Genomic DNA, 14,914 nt, shown 5'->3' with positions numbered 1-14,914 from the left:
TTTCCCTTCCCGGAGTGCTGTTCCCGATGAAACACCTTGGCCTTGTCTTCGCCGTGCTGCTGGCCACCAGTGGCTGCGCCAGCCTGTCCTCCAAGGCGCCCAGCGCCTATGCCACCACCGCCGACCTGCAGGGCGACGCCGCGCGTCCGTCCAGCGGCCACGGCTGGGTGCGCAGCGAGCTTTATTTCGGCGTGGGCGAAGAGCAGGGCGCCGGTGACCGCCCGCAGGCCGACACCATCAGCGATGCGCAGTGGCGCGCGTTCCTGGACAAGGAAGTGACGCCGCGCTTCCCGGACGGCCTGACCGTGTTCGATGCCTACGGCCAGTGGCTGTTCCGTGGCGATGCCGCCCCGAACCGCCTGCGCACCAAGGTGCTGGTGGTGCTGCACGAGGACAGCCCGCAGCGCCGCGCCGACATCGAAGCGATCCGTCTGGCGTGGAAGCAGCAGACCAGGCACCAGTCGGTACTGTGGTCGCGGCAGGCAGTTGACGTATCGTTCTGACCTGGACGCGCCACTGTGGCGCTGCAGGGAATGACGATGACACCCAGGGATGTGCTGATGACCGTGATGCTGGCCGGTCTGTTGGCGCCGGCGGCACAGGCGCAGGACGAGGACCGGGGCCCGCTGCGGTTTTCGCCGGCAGCGGGCGTGCAGGCGGCGGTAGAGGTACAGGAGGACGGCATGCTGGCCGTCCTCCTGCAGCCGGCAGGGAAGCGGCGGCGCCTGCCTGGCGCGCCGGACGCCGAGGGACATTCGCGCCTGAGCGCAGAGGATCTCGATTTCGACGGGCGTCCCGAGCTGGTTGCGCGCGCGGCGGTGGGCATGGTCAATGAGGCCGTTGCGGTCTATCGCTTCGACGTGGGCAGCGGTGAGTTCCGCGCACTGAAGGCGGTGACCCATGGACACGACCAGTGCGGTGACCTGATGGGCCTTGCCGCCGACGCCGCCACGCGCACGCTGACCGCCAGTTGCCGCAGTGGGCCGATGTGGTACACCGACGTGTATCGCTTCAACGGACCACAGCTCTATCTGTACCGAGGTGAGAGCGTGTTGATGTTGGGCGATACGCTGAACCGTGCGCTGCAGTGGGAAGCGACCGGGAACCAGGGGCCACTGGCGGTGTGGCGCACCTACGATCCCTCCGGCAAGGTGCTGGAAAGCGCCATCGGTGACGGGCTCGGCGCACCAGCAAGCGGTGCGCCGCTGGTGGGACTGATGGCGAGCGTGCTGCCTGCGCGCCTGTTCCTGTTCGATCATCCCGGTGCGTCCAGCACGCAGCGCTACCTGGTGCAGGGTGATCAGGTGGAAATGCTCGATGAGCAGGATGGTTGGCTGCAGGTGCGCTACCGCAACCCGAAGCGCGGCGCGGTGACGGGGTGGATCAACGTCAACGATTGACGGCAGCCCTGCCCGGAGTTTGCACGACAAGGCGATCGGCCTCTTGCCCACGGGAGCATCACTTCATCGGGACTAGCCTCGGGGTTCCCCCTTGCAAGGCTGTAGTCCCATGAGCAAGCGCGTTGCCGAGATCGTCGTCGATACCCTGCAGCAGGCGGGCGTCCGCCGTTGTTATGGCATCGTCGGCGACACCCTGAACCATGTCACCGACGCACTGCATCGCAGTGAGATCGAGTGGGTGCATGTCCGCCATGAAGAGGTCGCGGCGTTCGCGGCCGGTGCCGATTCATTGATCAGTGGCCAGCTGACCGCCTGCGCGGGTTCGTGCGGTCCTGGCGGTCTGCACTTCATCAACGGCATCTTCGAGAGCAACCGCAACCGCGCGCCGATGGTGCTTATCGCCAGCCAGGTGGTCACCAGCGAACTGGGCATGGAGTTCCCGCAGGAAGTGGATTTCAAGGCGGTGTACGGCAGCTGCACCGTATTCTGCGAGCAGGTGCACAGCCCGGCCCAGGCACGGCGCGTGGTGGCGCTGGCCTGCCAGGCGGCGATCAGCCGCCGCGGTGTGGCGGTGGTGATCCTGCCGGCCGACATCAGCGAAGCGGAAGTGAAGCACGATGTGCCGTTCTCGGTGCATTACACCCAGCCGGTGCTGCGCCCCTCCGAGGCCGAGCTGCAGCACATCGCCGAACTGCTGGGGCAGGGCAAGCGTATCGGCATCTATGCCGGCGCCGGCTGCCAAGGGGCACATGCGCAGCTGCTGGAACTGGCGCGGCGCCTGCAGGCACCGGTGGCGCACACATCGCGTGCGAAGGACTTCGTCGAACCAGACAACCCGTACAACATGGGCATGACCGGAGTCTTCGGCATCGAATCCGGGTTCCACACGTTGATGGAGTGCGACACGCTGCTGCTGCTCGGCGCGGATTTCGCCTGGGGCCAGTTCTATCCGGACAAGGCTACGATCATCCAGGTCGACCGCGATGGAAGCCACCTCGGTCGACGCCATCCGGTGAACCTGGGCGTGGTCGGTGATATCGCACCGACGCTGGACGCGCTGCTGCCGATGCTGCCCCCGCGCGAAGACAGCAGTTTCCTGGACGAATGCATCGAGCACCGCGACAAGGCGCTGAAGAAGCGCGAGCAGGAGGAGCAGCCGGGTGAGGGCGAACTGATCCATCCGCAGCACCTGACCGCGCTGCTGTCGAAGTACGCTACCGACGATGCGCTGTTCACCGCGGATGGTGGCTCGCCGATGGTGTGGGTGCTGCGGCACATCCGGGTGAACGGCCGTCGCCGCACGCTCACCAGCCTGCTGCACGGGACGATGGCCAACGCGATGCCGCAGGCGCTGGGGCTGCAGAAGGCCTTCCCGGGGCGGCAGGTGATTTCGTTGTCCGGCGATGGCGGGTTGGCGATGTTGCTGGGCGACCTGCTGACCGCGGTGCAGGAGAATCTTCCGATCAAGGTGGTGGTGTTCAACAACGGCTCGCTGAATTTCGTCGAGCTGGAGCAGAAGGTGGAGGGGCTGCTGGACAACTACACCGACCTGAAGAATCCGGATTTCGGCCGGTTGGCCGAGGTGATCGGTTTCCACGGCCGCACGGTCACCCGCAGCGAGGACCTGGAAGAAGCGGTGCAGGATTTCCTGGCCCAGCGTGGGCCGGCGCTGCTGGATGTACACACCAGTCGCGCGGAGCTGGTGATGCCGCCGCAGATCGAGGCCAAGCAGGTGGCGGGCACGGCGTTGTATGCGGCCAAGGCAGTGCTGAGTGGTCGCATCGACGACGTGAAGCATCTGCTGGTGGACAACTTCCTGAAGAAGTGAGGGTTGGGTTTTGATGCAGGGCTGCGCCCTGCACCCGCCGAATCAACGTCAACGACAAAAGCGGGGTATCGGTGGGATGGCGGGGTGGGTCCGGTTGCGGGGGACGCTGCAAATACGTCCATGTAAGCTCGGTCGCCGCATCCATGCGGCTCACGCCCCCGCAACCGGACCCACCCCGCCTTCGACAGATTTCCGCGATCTGTTGGGATGGCATGACCTGCTCTTGGTGGGTGTCGACCTTGGTCGACACGGTAAATCCACGCAATGCGTGGATGTCTGTCGGTAGTGCCGGCCGCTGGCCGGCAACCACGCAGATGCCTGAGACCCGGCGCTTGAGAGCGCAGCGACCGGCTTCTGCTTTTGATCTTTTGATTCTCATCCGTGGTTGGCGCCCGCAGGAAACTGTCCGTGGCCGGGCGGGGTGGGCTGCGCAGGACCGTTGGCGCCATGGATGGCGCCATCGAGCCCCCATGGACGGGTTTACGGCGTGTCCTGCGCAGCCCACCCCGCACGACCCACTCCGATAGGCCGCTTTCAGCGACCAGCCACGAGGGGCTCCGCCGTTGGCTGGAACCCATCATTCCACTCGGGAATTGGCGCGCCGGCCCCGCTGGGCCTACCATCGGCGGTCCCCACCCCCACCGCCCCTTCCATGTCCGCTCCCGCTTCCACCGCGCCGCGCCGCTGGTTCGTCGCTGGCGACTTCAATGGCTTCTTCGGCCTGGTCGTCGACAACCTCTCCATCCTCGGCTTCATCGCCATGGCCCTGGTCGGGATGTTCCAGTTCCCCGCCGACGTGGTCTTCGGCCGGATGTTCCCCGGCACTGCCCTGGGCGTGCTGGTCGGCAACCTGCTGTATACCCTGATGGCACGGCGCCTGGCCGCGCGTACCGGGCGCGACGACGTCACCGCCATGCCGCTGGGCCTGGATGCACCGACCAGCATCGGCATGGCACTGCTGGTGCTGGGCCCGGCCTTCCTGGCCTTCAAGCAGCAGGGCCTGGACCCGCATGCCGCCGCCATCGCCACCTGGCAGCTGGGCATGGCCTCGCTGGTCATCATGGGCGTGCTCAAGCTGATCCTGTCCTTCTTCGGTGAAGCGGTGACCCGCGCGCTGCCGCGCGCTGCGCTGCTGGGTTCCATCGCGGGCATTGCACTGGTGCTGATGGGCCTGCTGCCCTTGCTGGAAACCCTGCGCTCGCCGCTGGTGGGCTTCACCACGCTCGGCCTGCTGCTGTACGTGCTGATCGCCAAGGGCAAGCTGCCGCTGCGCGGCCCCGGTGTGCTGCTGGCGTTCGTGTTCGGCACCGTGCTGTATTACGGGCTCGGCCTGGCCGGCCTGGGTGTGCCCGGCTTCCAGATTCCGGCCTGGGTGCCGCCGCAGGTGGTATTGCCGCTGCCGACGCTGGGCTTCATCGAGGGCCTGCCGACCGCGATGACCTACCTGCCGCTGCTGTTGCCGTTCGGCCTGCTGATGGTGGTCGGTGGCATCAACGTATCCGAGAGCGCGCGCGCGGCCGGCGATGACTACCGCACCCGCGACATCCTGCTGGTGGAGGCGGTGGCCACGCTGGTGGCCGGCGTCTGCGGTGGCGTTGCGCAGACCACCCCGTACATCGGCCAGCCGGCCTACAAGCACATGGGCGCGCGCAGCGGCTACACGCTGCTGACCGGCCTGTTCGTCGGCATCGGCGGCATGCTCGGCATCATTTCCGGGCTGGTGCAGTGGCTGCCGCTGGCGGTACTGGCGCCGATCATCGTGTACGTGTCGATCGACATCACCACCCAGGCGTTCCAGGCCACCCCGCGCCAGCATGCCGGTGCGATGGTGCTGGGCTTCCTGCCGTCGGCGGCCTACCTGCTGGCGATCAAGGCGCCGGGCTGGATTCCGGCCGAGCAGATGGGCGCGCTGCTGACCCACGTCGATGGCCATGGCCTGCCGGAGCTGGCGGTGATCTTCGCGCTGGGCAACGGCTTCATCATCACCTCGATGCTGTGGATTGCCACCGTCGCGGCGATGGTCGATGGCCGTCTGCGTCGCGCCTGCGGCTTCCTGCTGGTGGCGGCGGTGCTCACCCTGTTCGGCCTGATCCATTCGGTGGATCCGCGCGGCGGCATCTACCTGCCGTGGGATCTGCAAGGCCTGGCCCGCGTCATCAGCTGGCAGTTCGCCGGCGCATACGTGGCGTTGGCCATCCTGCTGGGGCTGCTGTCGCTGCAGAAGCAGGCGGTGAAGCCGCTGGCTGGGAACGACTGATCACGGGTGGTGCCGGCCTGGCCGGCACCCTCAGAGGCTCCGGTTGGATCGTGCAGTTGCCGGGCAGCGGCCGGCACTACCGATCTGAATCCAGTTCCGGGTAATGCCGGAAGATGCCGTTGGTGTTGAAGGGCAGCCGCCGCTCCGAAGCGAGATAGGCGGCGATGCCGGGCCGTTGTTGCACCCGGTCCTTCAGCGCGCGCAGCAGTGGCAACGTCGGCCACAGCGCCTGCATGCGGCGTGGAAACATATAGTCCAGCCCGCTCAGCAACTGGAACAGCGACAGGTCCACGTAGGAGTGTTCGCGCAGCGGGTGGCGACCGCCATTGGCCTTCAGCACCTGCTCGAAGTAGCCGAGGAATTTCGGCAGGCGCTCATCGCGCAGCGCTGCCGCGCGCGCCCTGGCCTCGGTCTTCTGGTCTTCGTAGTACTTCGACGCGGCGATCGGATGGTGGGTGTCGTGCACTTCGGCCACCAGATCGGCGATGGTCAGCTGCAACTGCAGCGCCTGCATGCGCCGCGAGGCGGCCTGCGGAACCAGGTCCAGCGTCGGGCCGAGGAAATCGAGAATGGCCGCGACCTGTGCGATGACCTGTCGCCCCGCCTTCAGGAACGGTGGCGCGAAAGGCTGCGCACCTTCGCTGTGGCCGTCGAGGAACGGCTGCATCACGGCGTCGCCGTGCACGCGCGCCATGTCCACGTAGTCGGCGCCGGCATCTTCCAGCGCCAGCCGCACGAATTCGCCACGGCCCTGGATGCCGGTCCAGTAGTACAGCGCGTACTGCATGAAGGCTTCTCCACCCAACAGGAACAGCAGGGTCGCGCGTACCGCGCAAAGCAGGCGTGAACCACAACGGCAGCGGAATGGCTGGGGAACCCCGCCGAATCAGGGCAGTCACACCTTGTCCATGCAGCTGAAAAGCGAGGTTCTGCATCATGCAGAGTGGAAAAGCGGTCTGGCCCTGGGTTCTGGGCGTGGTGGTGGTGGGTGGCGCGGGCACGTGGTTGTTCCGCGACCAGTTGCAGCACCTGGCAGATAGCGTAGCGGTGCCGGAGCAATCCGCACCGACCTCGGCAGTCGCCGTACCGAAGCCTGCTGCTACGCAGGAACCCGCGCCCTCTCCGATCAAGCATCCGCTGGATTCCGAGGCCGCCGCCGACCCGGCACTGCCGTCACTGGCCGACAGCGATGCCGCCGCCTGGAGCGCATTGAGCGAACTGTTCAAGGGCGAGGGCGCGTTGACCGCGCTGCTGCGTGATCACCTGATCCAGCGCCTGGTCACCCAGGTGGACAACCTGGACAAGGCCAGTGTGCCGCCTACCGCGCTGGCCTTCCGGCCGCTACCGGGCAGCCTGCAGGTTGAGCCGGGCGAGGGCGGCGAACGCATCGCTGCGGCCAATGCGGCGCGCTATGCGCCCTATGTGCAGGCCTTCACTGCGCTCGACCCCGCGGCGGCGGCCCACGCGTACAAGCGCTTCTATCCATTGATCCAGCAGGCGTATGTCGATCTGGGCCGTCCTGACGGGTATTTCAATGATCGCCTGGTAACGGTGATCGACCACCTGCTGGACACCCCGGAGCTGGCCCAGGCGCCACTGCTACTGCGCGATGAGCGCGGCCGCTACCGTTTCGCCGATGCCACCCTGCAGTCGCGCTCGATCGGGCAGAAGGCCTTGCTGCGCATGGACGTGGCGCAGGCGCGGGCGGTCAAGCAGCAGCTGCGGGCGATCCGGGCCGCGATCACCCATTGAGCCCTCCAGCGTGCGGATCTGATCCGGATCAACGCGCCGACAACACCGCTTCCGGCGTGCTGGCCATAGGCTGACTGGCCTTCGAATGCAGTCGCAGCCACCCTTGAAACGGGGTGGGGCAACCGCATCTTTCCAGCATCGCCGGCGCGGGCCGGCCAAGATGACCGATGAGGTTTCGCAATGCGGATGGACAAGCTCACCTCGCGTTTCCAGCAGGCGCTGGCAGACGCGCAGTCGCTGGCAGTAGGCCGCGACAACAGCATCATCGAACCGGTGCACGTGTTCAGTGCCCTGCTGGACCAGCAGGGTGGCAGCACCCGGCCGTTGCTGGCCCAGGCCGGCGTCAACGTGCCGGTGCTGCGCGAACGCCTGGACGAGGCGCTTGAAGCGCTGCCGAAGGTGTCCGGCCAGGCCGGCAACCTGTCCATCGGCAACGACCTCAACCGCCTGCTCAACCACACCGACAAGCTGGCCCAGCAGAACGGTGATGCCTTCATCGCCAGCGAGTGGTTCGTGCTGGCCGCGCTGGAAGACGGCGGCACGCTGGGCATGGCCATGCGCGCTGCCGGTGCCGACAAGGCCCGCCTGCAGACCGCCATCGACAAGCTGCGTGGCGGCGAGAACGTGCAGTCGGAGAACGCCGAAGAGCAGCGGCAGGCGTTGGAGAAATACACCATCGACCTGACCGCACGCGCCGAGAGCGGCAAGCTCGACCCGGTGATCGGTCGCGACGAAGAAATCCGCCGCACCATCCAGGTGCTGCAGCGCCGCACCAAGAACAACCCGGTGCTGATCGGCGAACCCGGCGTGGGCAAGACCGCGATCGTCGAAGGCCTGGCCCAGCGCATCATCAATGACGAAGTGCCTGAAGGCCTGCGCGGCAAGCGCGTGCTGTCGCTGGACATGGGCGCGCTGATCGCTGGCGCGAAGTTCCGCGGTGAATTCGAAGAACGCCTGAAAGGCGTGCTCAACGACCTGGCCAAGAGCGAAGGGCAGATCATCCTGTTCATCGACGAGCTGCACACCATGGTTGGCGCGGGCAAGGCCGACGGTGCGATGGATGCCGGCAACATGCTCAAGCCGGCACTGGCGCGCGGTGAACTGCATTGCGTCGGTGCGACCACGCTGGACGAGTACCGCAAGTACATCGAGAAGGATGCCGCGCTGGAGCGCCGCTTCCAGAAGGTCTTCGTGGGCGAGCCGACGGTGGAGGACACCATCGCGATCCTGCGCGGCCTGAAGGAAAAGTACGCGGTGCACCACGGGGTGGAGATCACCGACCCGGCCATCGTCGCTGCGGCCACCCTGTCCAACCGCTACATCACCGACCGCCAGCTGCCGGACAAGGCCATCGACCTGATGGACGAGGCCGCTTCACGGCTGCGCATGGAGATCGATTCCAAGCCAGAGGAACTGGACCGGCTGGAACGTCGCCTGATCCAGCTGAAGATCCAGCGCGAGATGCTGAAGAAGGAAAAGGACGACGCTTCGCGGCAGCGCCTGGCCGATCTGGAAAGCGATATCGATGCGCTGGAGCGCGAGTTCTCCGATCTCAACGAAGTCTGGAAGTCGGAGAAGGCCGCGCTGCAGGGCACGACCAAGATCAAGGAACAGGTCGAGCAGGCCAAGGTTGAACTGGAGTCGGCCCAGCGCCGGCAGGATTTCGCGCGCATGAGCGAGATCCAGTATGGCGTGCTGCCGCAGCTGGAAAAGCAGCTGGCTGCCGCCCAGGAAGTGGAGAACCACGACTTCAAACTGGTGCAGGACCGTGTCACCGACGAGGAGATCGCCGAGGTCGTCTCGCGCTGGACCGGCATCCCGGTCAACAAGATGCTCGAAGGCGAGCGTGACAAGCTGCTGCGCATGGAAGAGGTGCTGCACAACCGCGTGGTCGGACAGGAAGAGGCGATCAAGGTGGTGTCCGACGCAGTGCGTCGTTCGCGCGCTGGCTTGTCCGATCCGAATCGACCGGGGGGATCGTTCCTGTTCCTGGGCCCGACCGGCGTGGGCAAGACCGAACTGTGCAAGTCGCTGGCCGAGTTCCTGTTCGACAGCGCCGACGCGATGATCCGCATCGACATGAGCGAGTTCATGGAGAAGCACAGCGTCGCACGCCTGATCGGTGCGCCCCCCGGCTACGTGGGCTATGAGGAAGGCGGTTACCTCACCGAGGCTGTGCGCCGTCGCCCGTATTCGCTGATCCTGCTGGACGAGGTGGAAAAGGCGCATCCGGATGTGTTCAACATCCTGCTGCAGGTACTGGACGACGGTCGCCTGACCGATGGCCAGGGCCGCACGGTGGACTTCCGCAACACCGTCATCGTGATGACCTCCAACCTGGGCTCGCACCAGATCCAGGACATGAGTGGCGATGGCACGCCGGAGGCCTACACGCAGATGAAGGCGGCGGTGATGGGCGTGGTGCAGGCGCACTTCCGTCCGGAGTTCATCAACCGGTTGGATGACATCGTGGTGTTCCATCCGCTGGACAAGCAGCAGATCAAGCAGATCGCGCGCATCCAGATGCGTGGCCTGGAAAAGCGCCTGGCCGAGCGTGGCCTGAAGCTGGTGGTGTCCGATGCAGCGTTCGACCTGCTCGGCAACGTCGGCTTCGATCCGGTCTACGGTGCGCGTCCGCTGAAGCGTGCGATCCAGGCACAGCTGGAAAACCCGCTGGCGCAGAAGATCCTGTCCGGTGCGTTCGTCAACGGCGATACCATCGAAGTGGGCAACGACGGCGGCCACCTGGTGTTCGCCAAGGCCTGATGCGTGCCACGGGGCGCTGCATGATCGCAGCGCCCCGTCTCTTTGCCAGCGCGAACGTCGGTGTCCGGCGCTCGCCGGCAATGCTCAGAACCGGTGCGTATACCCGGTCATCAACCCGAACTGGTTGGCCTTCTGCACGATCGGGCTGTCGGCGGCGTCGCCGAGCAGGCGGGTGCCTTCCACGGCGATGTACCAGTTGCCATTGCGACCAGCGCGATGGCTCCATTTCATGCCCAACCCGGCGCTGACCAAGCCGGCCTTGGGCGTGTGCTGGGCGAAACCGGTACGTGCGGCCTGGGCGGGGCTGACGCCGTACCAGGTCTGCATATAGCCGCGGTTGCCGTAGTCGGTGGAGACGCTGCCGCTGACTACGCCACCGGCCAGATCGAACAGCGGCATCTCCAGGTTCAGGTGGATCTGCTGGGTGGCAAGGCCGTTGTCACCCTTGTCATCGTCTTTCAGCGTGTACTGCCAGGAACCACTCAGCACCGCCTCACCCAGCGTATAGCCAGCCGCCAGGCCGACCAGGGGCCGGGTATCGATATCGCCCATGCCACGCAGGAAGTCCGAGCCGCCGAGGATCGAGTTCTTCTCGCGTCGGCTGCCGCTGCCGCCGACGTAGGCACGCACGCGGGTGTGTTCGCCGATCGCCGTGCCCCAACCCGCACCGCTGGTACCCAGAAACCAGCCGCCCGGCGAAGTCACGTCGAACGACAGCGTCGGTGCGGCCTGGAATTCCTCGCTGCCGCTGTAGCGCGGGGCAACGCCGCCACCGGCGGCCAGCTCGAAGGTCCATTGATCCTCCTTGGCATGCGCTGTGGACGTTGCGAACAAGGGCAGCAGGGCCAGGCCGAGCAGGGTGGGGAAACGGCGACGGTGGGACATGGCAACTCTCTACAGTGGGAGGAAATGCAGTGCGCGCATCCGGCGCGTGCTGCTGGGTCGACAGCGTGGCGGGATGCCACCGACCAATCCGTCCGCAGTTGTGCGGGAGTTGTAAGCAACTGTAAGCGCGGCCCGTGGCGTTCAGCTGGCAGCCAGTGGCCAGTGCATTTCCAGGCGTGCACCGCCCAGGGTCGCGCGTCCCACGCGCAGCTCGCCGTGGTGACGAACCGCGATGCGCCCGGCGATGGCCAGGCCAAGACCAAAGCCGCCGGTGTCGCGGCTGCGGCTGTCATCCAGACGGGTGAACGGGCGCAACACCTTCTCGCGATCGCCTTCGGCAATGCCGGGGCCATCGTCATCCACGCGCAGGCAGGCCTTGCCGGCCACGCTGACCAGTGACACCTCCACACGGGTGCGTGCATAGCGCATCGCGTTGCCGACCAGGTTGCTCAGGGCCAGCTGCAGCAGGCGTGGCTCGGCATCCACGCGTGGCAGCGCGCTGGGCCAGACCTGCAGCACCAGGCCCGCGCGCTCGGCATCGCGCCGTGCGTCTTCCATGCAGGCCTGCAGCCAGTCGTTCGCCTCGATCCGCTGCATGGGCTCGGCGTCGTTGGCATGCTCCAGCCGCTCATAGGCCAGCAGTTCGCTGACCAACCGGTTGAGCTCGGCCAGATCACCATGCAGGCCGGCAGCGAGGTGTGCCCGCCGCGCCGGGTCGTTGCTGTCCTGCATCAGGTCCAGGCCGAAGGCCAGGCGTGCGATCGGCGTGCGCAGCTCGTGGGAAATGGCATGGGTAAGATCGCGCTGCCGTTGCACCAGTTCGGCCACGCGCGCGGCCATGCGGTTGGAATGCTCGACGATGACCCGGATCTGCGAACGTGGCGATACCTGCGCACGTGCCTGCAGGTCGCCGGCACCGATGCGATCGGCATGACCCCGCAGCGCTTCCAGGTCGCGCCATAGCAGGCGTACCCAGGCATACAGGCAGGCGCCGACCAGCAGCAGGATGCACAGGTAGGCGGCGGCGGTCATGTACAGGGTCATCTGCACCTCGCCGGGAAGGCGCAGCTGCAGCCAGCGTCCGTCAGTCCCCTCGATGGGCAGCAGCACCTGCTGGTAGCGCTCACGGACGATGAAGCCGTCCCCGCGCAGGGCACTGCGCTCTTGGTCACCGAGCTCGGGCGGTGCATCCAGCAGTGACAGCGCAATGCCGTAATGCGGCTGCCACTGCAGCAGGCGCTGCTGTTGCTGCTGGCGGTCCAGGCCGGCCAGTCCGCTGCGCAGCGCATACACCTGCCCGCGCACCTGTTCGACGAAGACTCGTTCCTGCAGGGGCGTGTAGATACGGTCCAGCAGATGGTTGAGGCTGAACACCGACACCAGCAGGCAGCCGCCGGTGACGAACCACAACCACAGGAACAGCCGCTTCACGCCGACCAGGCCGAGGGGTTGAACTGGTAACCGCGGCCCCACACGGTCTTGATCCGGCGCGGTTCGCGCGCGTCATCGCCCAGCTTGCGGCGCAGCTTGCCGATGCAGACATCCACGCTGCGGTCCAGGCCATCGAAGCCGATGCCGCGTGCCGCCAGCAGGATCTGGTCGCGCGAGAGGACCTGCCCGGGCTGGCTGGCCAGCAGCCAGAGGATCTCGAATTCGGTGGTGCCCAGTTCCACCGGCTGCCCATGCAGGTGGACCTCGCGCTGCACGCGATCGATCAGCAGTTCGCCATGCATCAGCCTGCACGGCACGCCGGCAGGGCCGCTGCCATGGCGACGGCGCAGCAGCGCACGCAGGCGCGCCAGCAGCAGGCGTGGCTCGATCGGTTTGTGCACATAGTCATCGGCACCGGACTCCAGCCCCAGCACCTGTTCGATATCGTCCTCGCACGCCGTCAGCATCAGGATCGGCACGTCGGAAAAACTGCGGATCTGCCGGCACACGTCGATGCCACCAAGGCCAGGCAGCATCAGGTCCAGCACCACCAGTTCCGGCGCGTGCTGGCGGCAGGCCGCGCTGGCCAGGTCGCCACGCGGCACGTGCTGCACGGCAAATCCATGTTCACTCAGGTAGTCGCTGACCAGCTCGGCCAGGCGGCGGTCGTCCTCGACCAGCAGCACCTGGGTCGGGTTGCCGGCGGCGGGAGTCCACGGGGAGGGCTGCATGGGTAACGGCGTCCTTGTCCGGGGCGAAGGGCCCGGCGGCGAAGCCTAGCAATGGCCCATGACGACTGCCTGAATCCCGGGCAACCTGATAACCGCCGGTACTGGCGTCATCGCCAGGGGCTCTCAATGGCGGTCGATGGCTGGCCTATGGTGGGTGTTTCCCCGGATGGAGCCTGGTGCAATGAGCGATCCGCAGTGGCAACTGGAAACCCTGGCCGTGCACGGCGGCTACCGCCCCGACCCGACCACCCGCGCGGTGGCGGTGCCGATCTACCAGACCGTGGCCTACGCATTCGATGACACCCAGCACGGGGCGGACCTGTTCGACCTGAAGGTGCCGGGCAACATCTATACGCGCATCATGAACCCCACCACCGACGTGCTGGAGCAGCGCGTTGCGGCGCTGGAAGGGGGCATCGGCGCGTTGGCACTGGCTTCCGGGCAGGCCGCGATCACCTATGCGATCCAGACCATTGCCGAGGCCGGCGACAACATCGTCGCTGCCAGTGCGCTGTATGGCGGCAGCCTCAACCTGCTGGCGCACACGCTGCCGCAGTACGGCATCCAGGCGCGTTTCGCAGATCCGGCAGATCCGTCCGCGTTCGCCGCGCTGATCGATGAACGCACCAAGGCGGTGTTCGTCGAATCGATCGGCAACCCGCGCGGCAACGTCACCGACATCGCCGCCATCGCCGAGGTCGCGCATGCGGCCGGCGTGCCGTTGATCGTCGACAACACGGTGGCCACGCCATTCCTGCTCCGCCCGTTCGAACACGGCGCCGACATCGTGGTGCACTCGCTGACCAAGTACCTCGGTGGCCACGGCACCAGCCTGGGCGGGGCGATCGTCGATTCGGGCCGCTTCGACTGGACGGCACAGCCGCAACGCTTCGCCCGCTTGAACCAGCCCGATCCGAGCTATCACGGCGTGGTCTATACCGAAGCGCTCGGCGCGGCGGCCTACATCGGCCGTGCGCGGGTAGTGCCGTTGCGCAATACCGGCGCAGCGTTGTCACCGTTCAACGCCTTCCTGATCCTGCAGGGCATCGAGACCCTGGCGCTGCGCATGGAGCGGATCAACGCCAATGCGCTGGCCGTGGCGCAGTACCTGCGCGCGCATCCGAAGGTAGCGTGGGTGCGTTATGCCGGGCTGGCCGACGACCCCGAACACGCGGCGGCGCAGCGCTATCTGGGCGGTCATGGCTCCGGTGTGCTGACCTTCGGCCTGCCGGGCGGGCGCGTTGCCGGCGCCCGCTTCCTCGATGCCCTGACACTGTTCACCCGGCTGGTGAACCTGGGCGATGCCAAGTCACTGGCCACCCACCCGGCCTCGACCACCCATCGCCAGCTGGATGCGGCCGAACTGGCCAGGGCCGGGGTCAGCGAGGACACCGTGCGCCTGTCGATCGGCATCGAGCACATCGGCGATCTGCGCGCGGACCTGGAACAGGCGTTGGCGGACGCCTGATACCTGCTGGCTTGGTCGTCATCGCCAGAGGCGATCACCACCGCTGCAGGAAAGCGATACGGTAGAGACGCTCTCCAAGGGCGTGGCGATATCATCCCCGGCCGATGCGGGTCGGCCGGGGATTTTTTTGGGCGCAGCCAACCCAGGTAGATCCACGCCGTGCGTGGACGCATTTTGATGCACTGTCGAAATACTCGATTCCGATGGAGATCCATCCACGCATGGCGTGGATCTACTGTGTCGACCATGGTCGACACCTACCAACAGCGGCACCGAACGCCGTACCCGCAGCTCGCTGAAATCTGTCGAAGGCGGGGTGGGTCTGGTTGCGGGGGTGTCCGCGGTATGGATGCCGCGGCCAAGCCTCCAGGGATGGATTCACGGCGTCCCCCGCAA

General features: G+C 66.6%; 11 protein-coding genes. 7 read left to right on the top strand and 4 right to left on the bottom strand.

Translation table 11 applies throughout. The annotated features are described in order from the left end of the window. Window positions 1-26 precede the first annotated feature (26 nt). From LMF57_RS15660 to LMF57_RS15645, 4 genes are all read left to right on the top strand, one after another. Window positions 27-503, top strand: coding sequence for a DUF3574 domain-containing protein (locus LMF57_RS15660; protein ID WP_162887688.1), 477 nt, complete (start codon window positions 27-29; stop codon window positions 501-503). A 36-nt stretch (window positions 504-539) separates the two neighbouring features. Beyond that, entirely contained in the window at window positions 540-1,400 is an 861-nt protein-coding gene (locus tag LMF57_RS15655) for an SH3 domain-containing protein (protein ID WP_229290180.1), read from the top strand. A 109-nt stretch (window positions 1,401-1,509) separates the two neighbouring features. Beyond that, window positions 1,510-3,228, top strand: coding sequence for a thiamine pyrophosphate-dependent enzyme (locus LMF57_RS15650; RefSeq protein WP_025874311.1), 1,719 nt, complete (start codon window positions 1,510-1,512; stop codon window positions 3,226-3,228). 652 nt (window positions 3,229-3,880) lie between these two features. Further along, a complete protein-coding gene (locus LMF57_RS15645) occupies window positions 3,881-5,485 on the top strand; it encodes a hypothetical protein (protein ID WP_117311211.1) in 1,605 nt (534 codons plus the stop codon). A gap of 76 nt (window positions 5,486-5,561) precedes the next feature. Here the strand turns inward: LMF57_RS15645 and LMF57_RS15640 are convergent, their stop codons facing one another. Further along, a complete protein-coding gene (locus LMF57_RS15640) occupies window positions 5,562-6,272 on the bottom strand; it encodes a glutathione S-transferase (protein WP_117311209.1) in 711 nt (236 codons plus the stop codon). A 149-nt stretch (window positions 6,273-6,421) separates the two neighbouring features. On the opposite strand from LMF57_RS15640, the gene LMF57_RS15635 reads away from it, so the two are divergent. Both LMF57_RS15635 and clpB read left to right on the top strand, forming a co-directional pair. Further along, window positions 6,422-7,237, top strand: coding sequence for a DUF3014 domain-containing protein (locus tag LMF57_RS15635; RefSeq protein ID WP_117311207.1), 816 nt, complete (start codon window positions 6,422-6,424; stop codon window positions 7,235-7,237). A 180-nt stretch (window positions 7,238-7,417) separates the two neighbouring features. Further along, window positions 7,418-10,003: an ATP-dependent chaperone ClpB gene (clpB, locus tag LMF57_RS15630; RefSeq protein WP_229290179.1), complete on the top strand. Its 2,586-nt coding sequence runs from the start codon at window positions 7,418-7,420 to the stop codon at window positions 10,001-10,003. An 84-nt stretch (window positions 10,004-10,087) separates the two neighbouring features. On the opposite strand, the gene LMF57_RS15625 is transcribed toward clpB, so the two are convergent. The 3 genes from LMF57_RS15625 to LMF57_RS15615 all read right to left on the bottom strand — a co-directional run bounded on the left by LMF57_RS15625 (window position 10,088) and on the right by LMF57_RS15615 (window position 13,050). Next, entirely contained in the window at window positions 10,088-10,888 is an 801-nt protein-coding gene (locus tag LMF57_RS15625) for a MipA/OmpV family protein (RefSeq protein ID WP_117311204.1), read from the bottom strand. 141 nt (window positions 10,889-11,029) lie between these two features. Next, entirely contained in the window at window positions 11,030-12,319 is a 1,290-nt protein-coding gene (locus LMF57_RS15620) for an ATP-binding protein (protein WP_117311202.1), read from the bottom strand. Further along, a complete protein-coding gene (locus LMF57_RS15615; RefSeq protein ID WP_117311200.1) occupies window positions 12,316-13,050 on the bottom strand; it encodes a response regulator transcription factor in 735 nt (244 codons plus the stop codon). Before LMF57_RS15615 ends, LMF57_RS15620 begins: the two co-directional genes overlap by 4 nt. A gap of 181 nt (window positions 13,051-13,231) precedes the next feature. Here LMF57_RS15615 and LMF57_RS15610 point away from each other — a divergent pair, with 181 nt between their 5' ends. Next, window positions 13,232-14,518 carry an aminotransferase class V-fold PLP-dependent enzyme gene (locus LMF57_RS15610; protein ID WP_117311198.1) on the top strand — a complete coding sequence of 429 codons (1,287 nt, stop codon included), beginning with the start codon at window positions 13,232-13,234 and terminating at the stop codon, window positions 14,516-14,518. Window positions 14,519-14,914 lie beyond the last annotated feature (396 nt).

Origin of the sequence: Stenotrophomonas sp. SI-NJAU-1 (genome assembly GCF_020883215.1) — a bacterium.
Classification (GTDB): domain Bacteria; phylum Pseudomonadota; class Gammaproteobacteria; order Xanthomonadales; family Xanthomonadaceae; genus Stenotrophomonas; species Stenotrophomonas indicatrix.
Note: the sequence above shows the minus strand (reverse complement) of the source record. Positions and strands in the feature narration are given on the sequence as shown.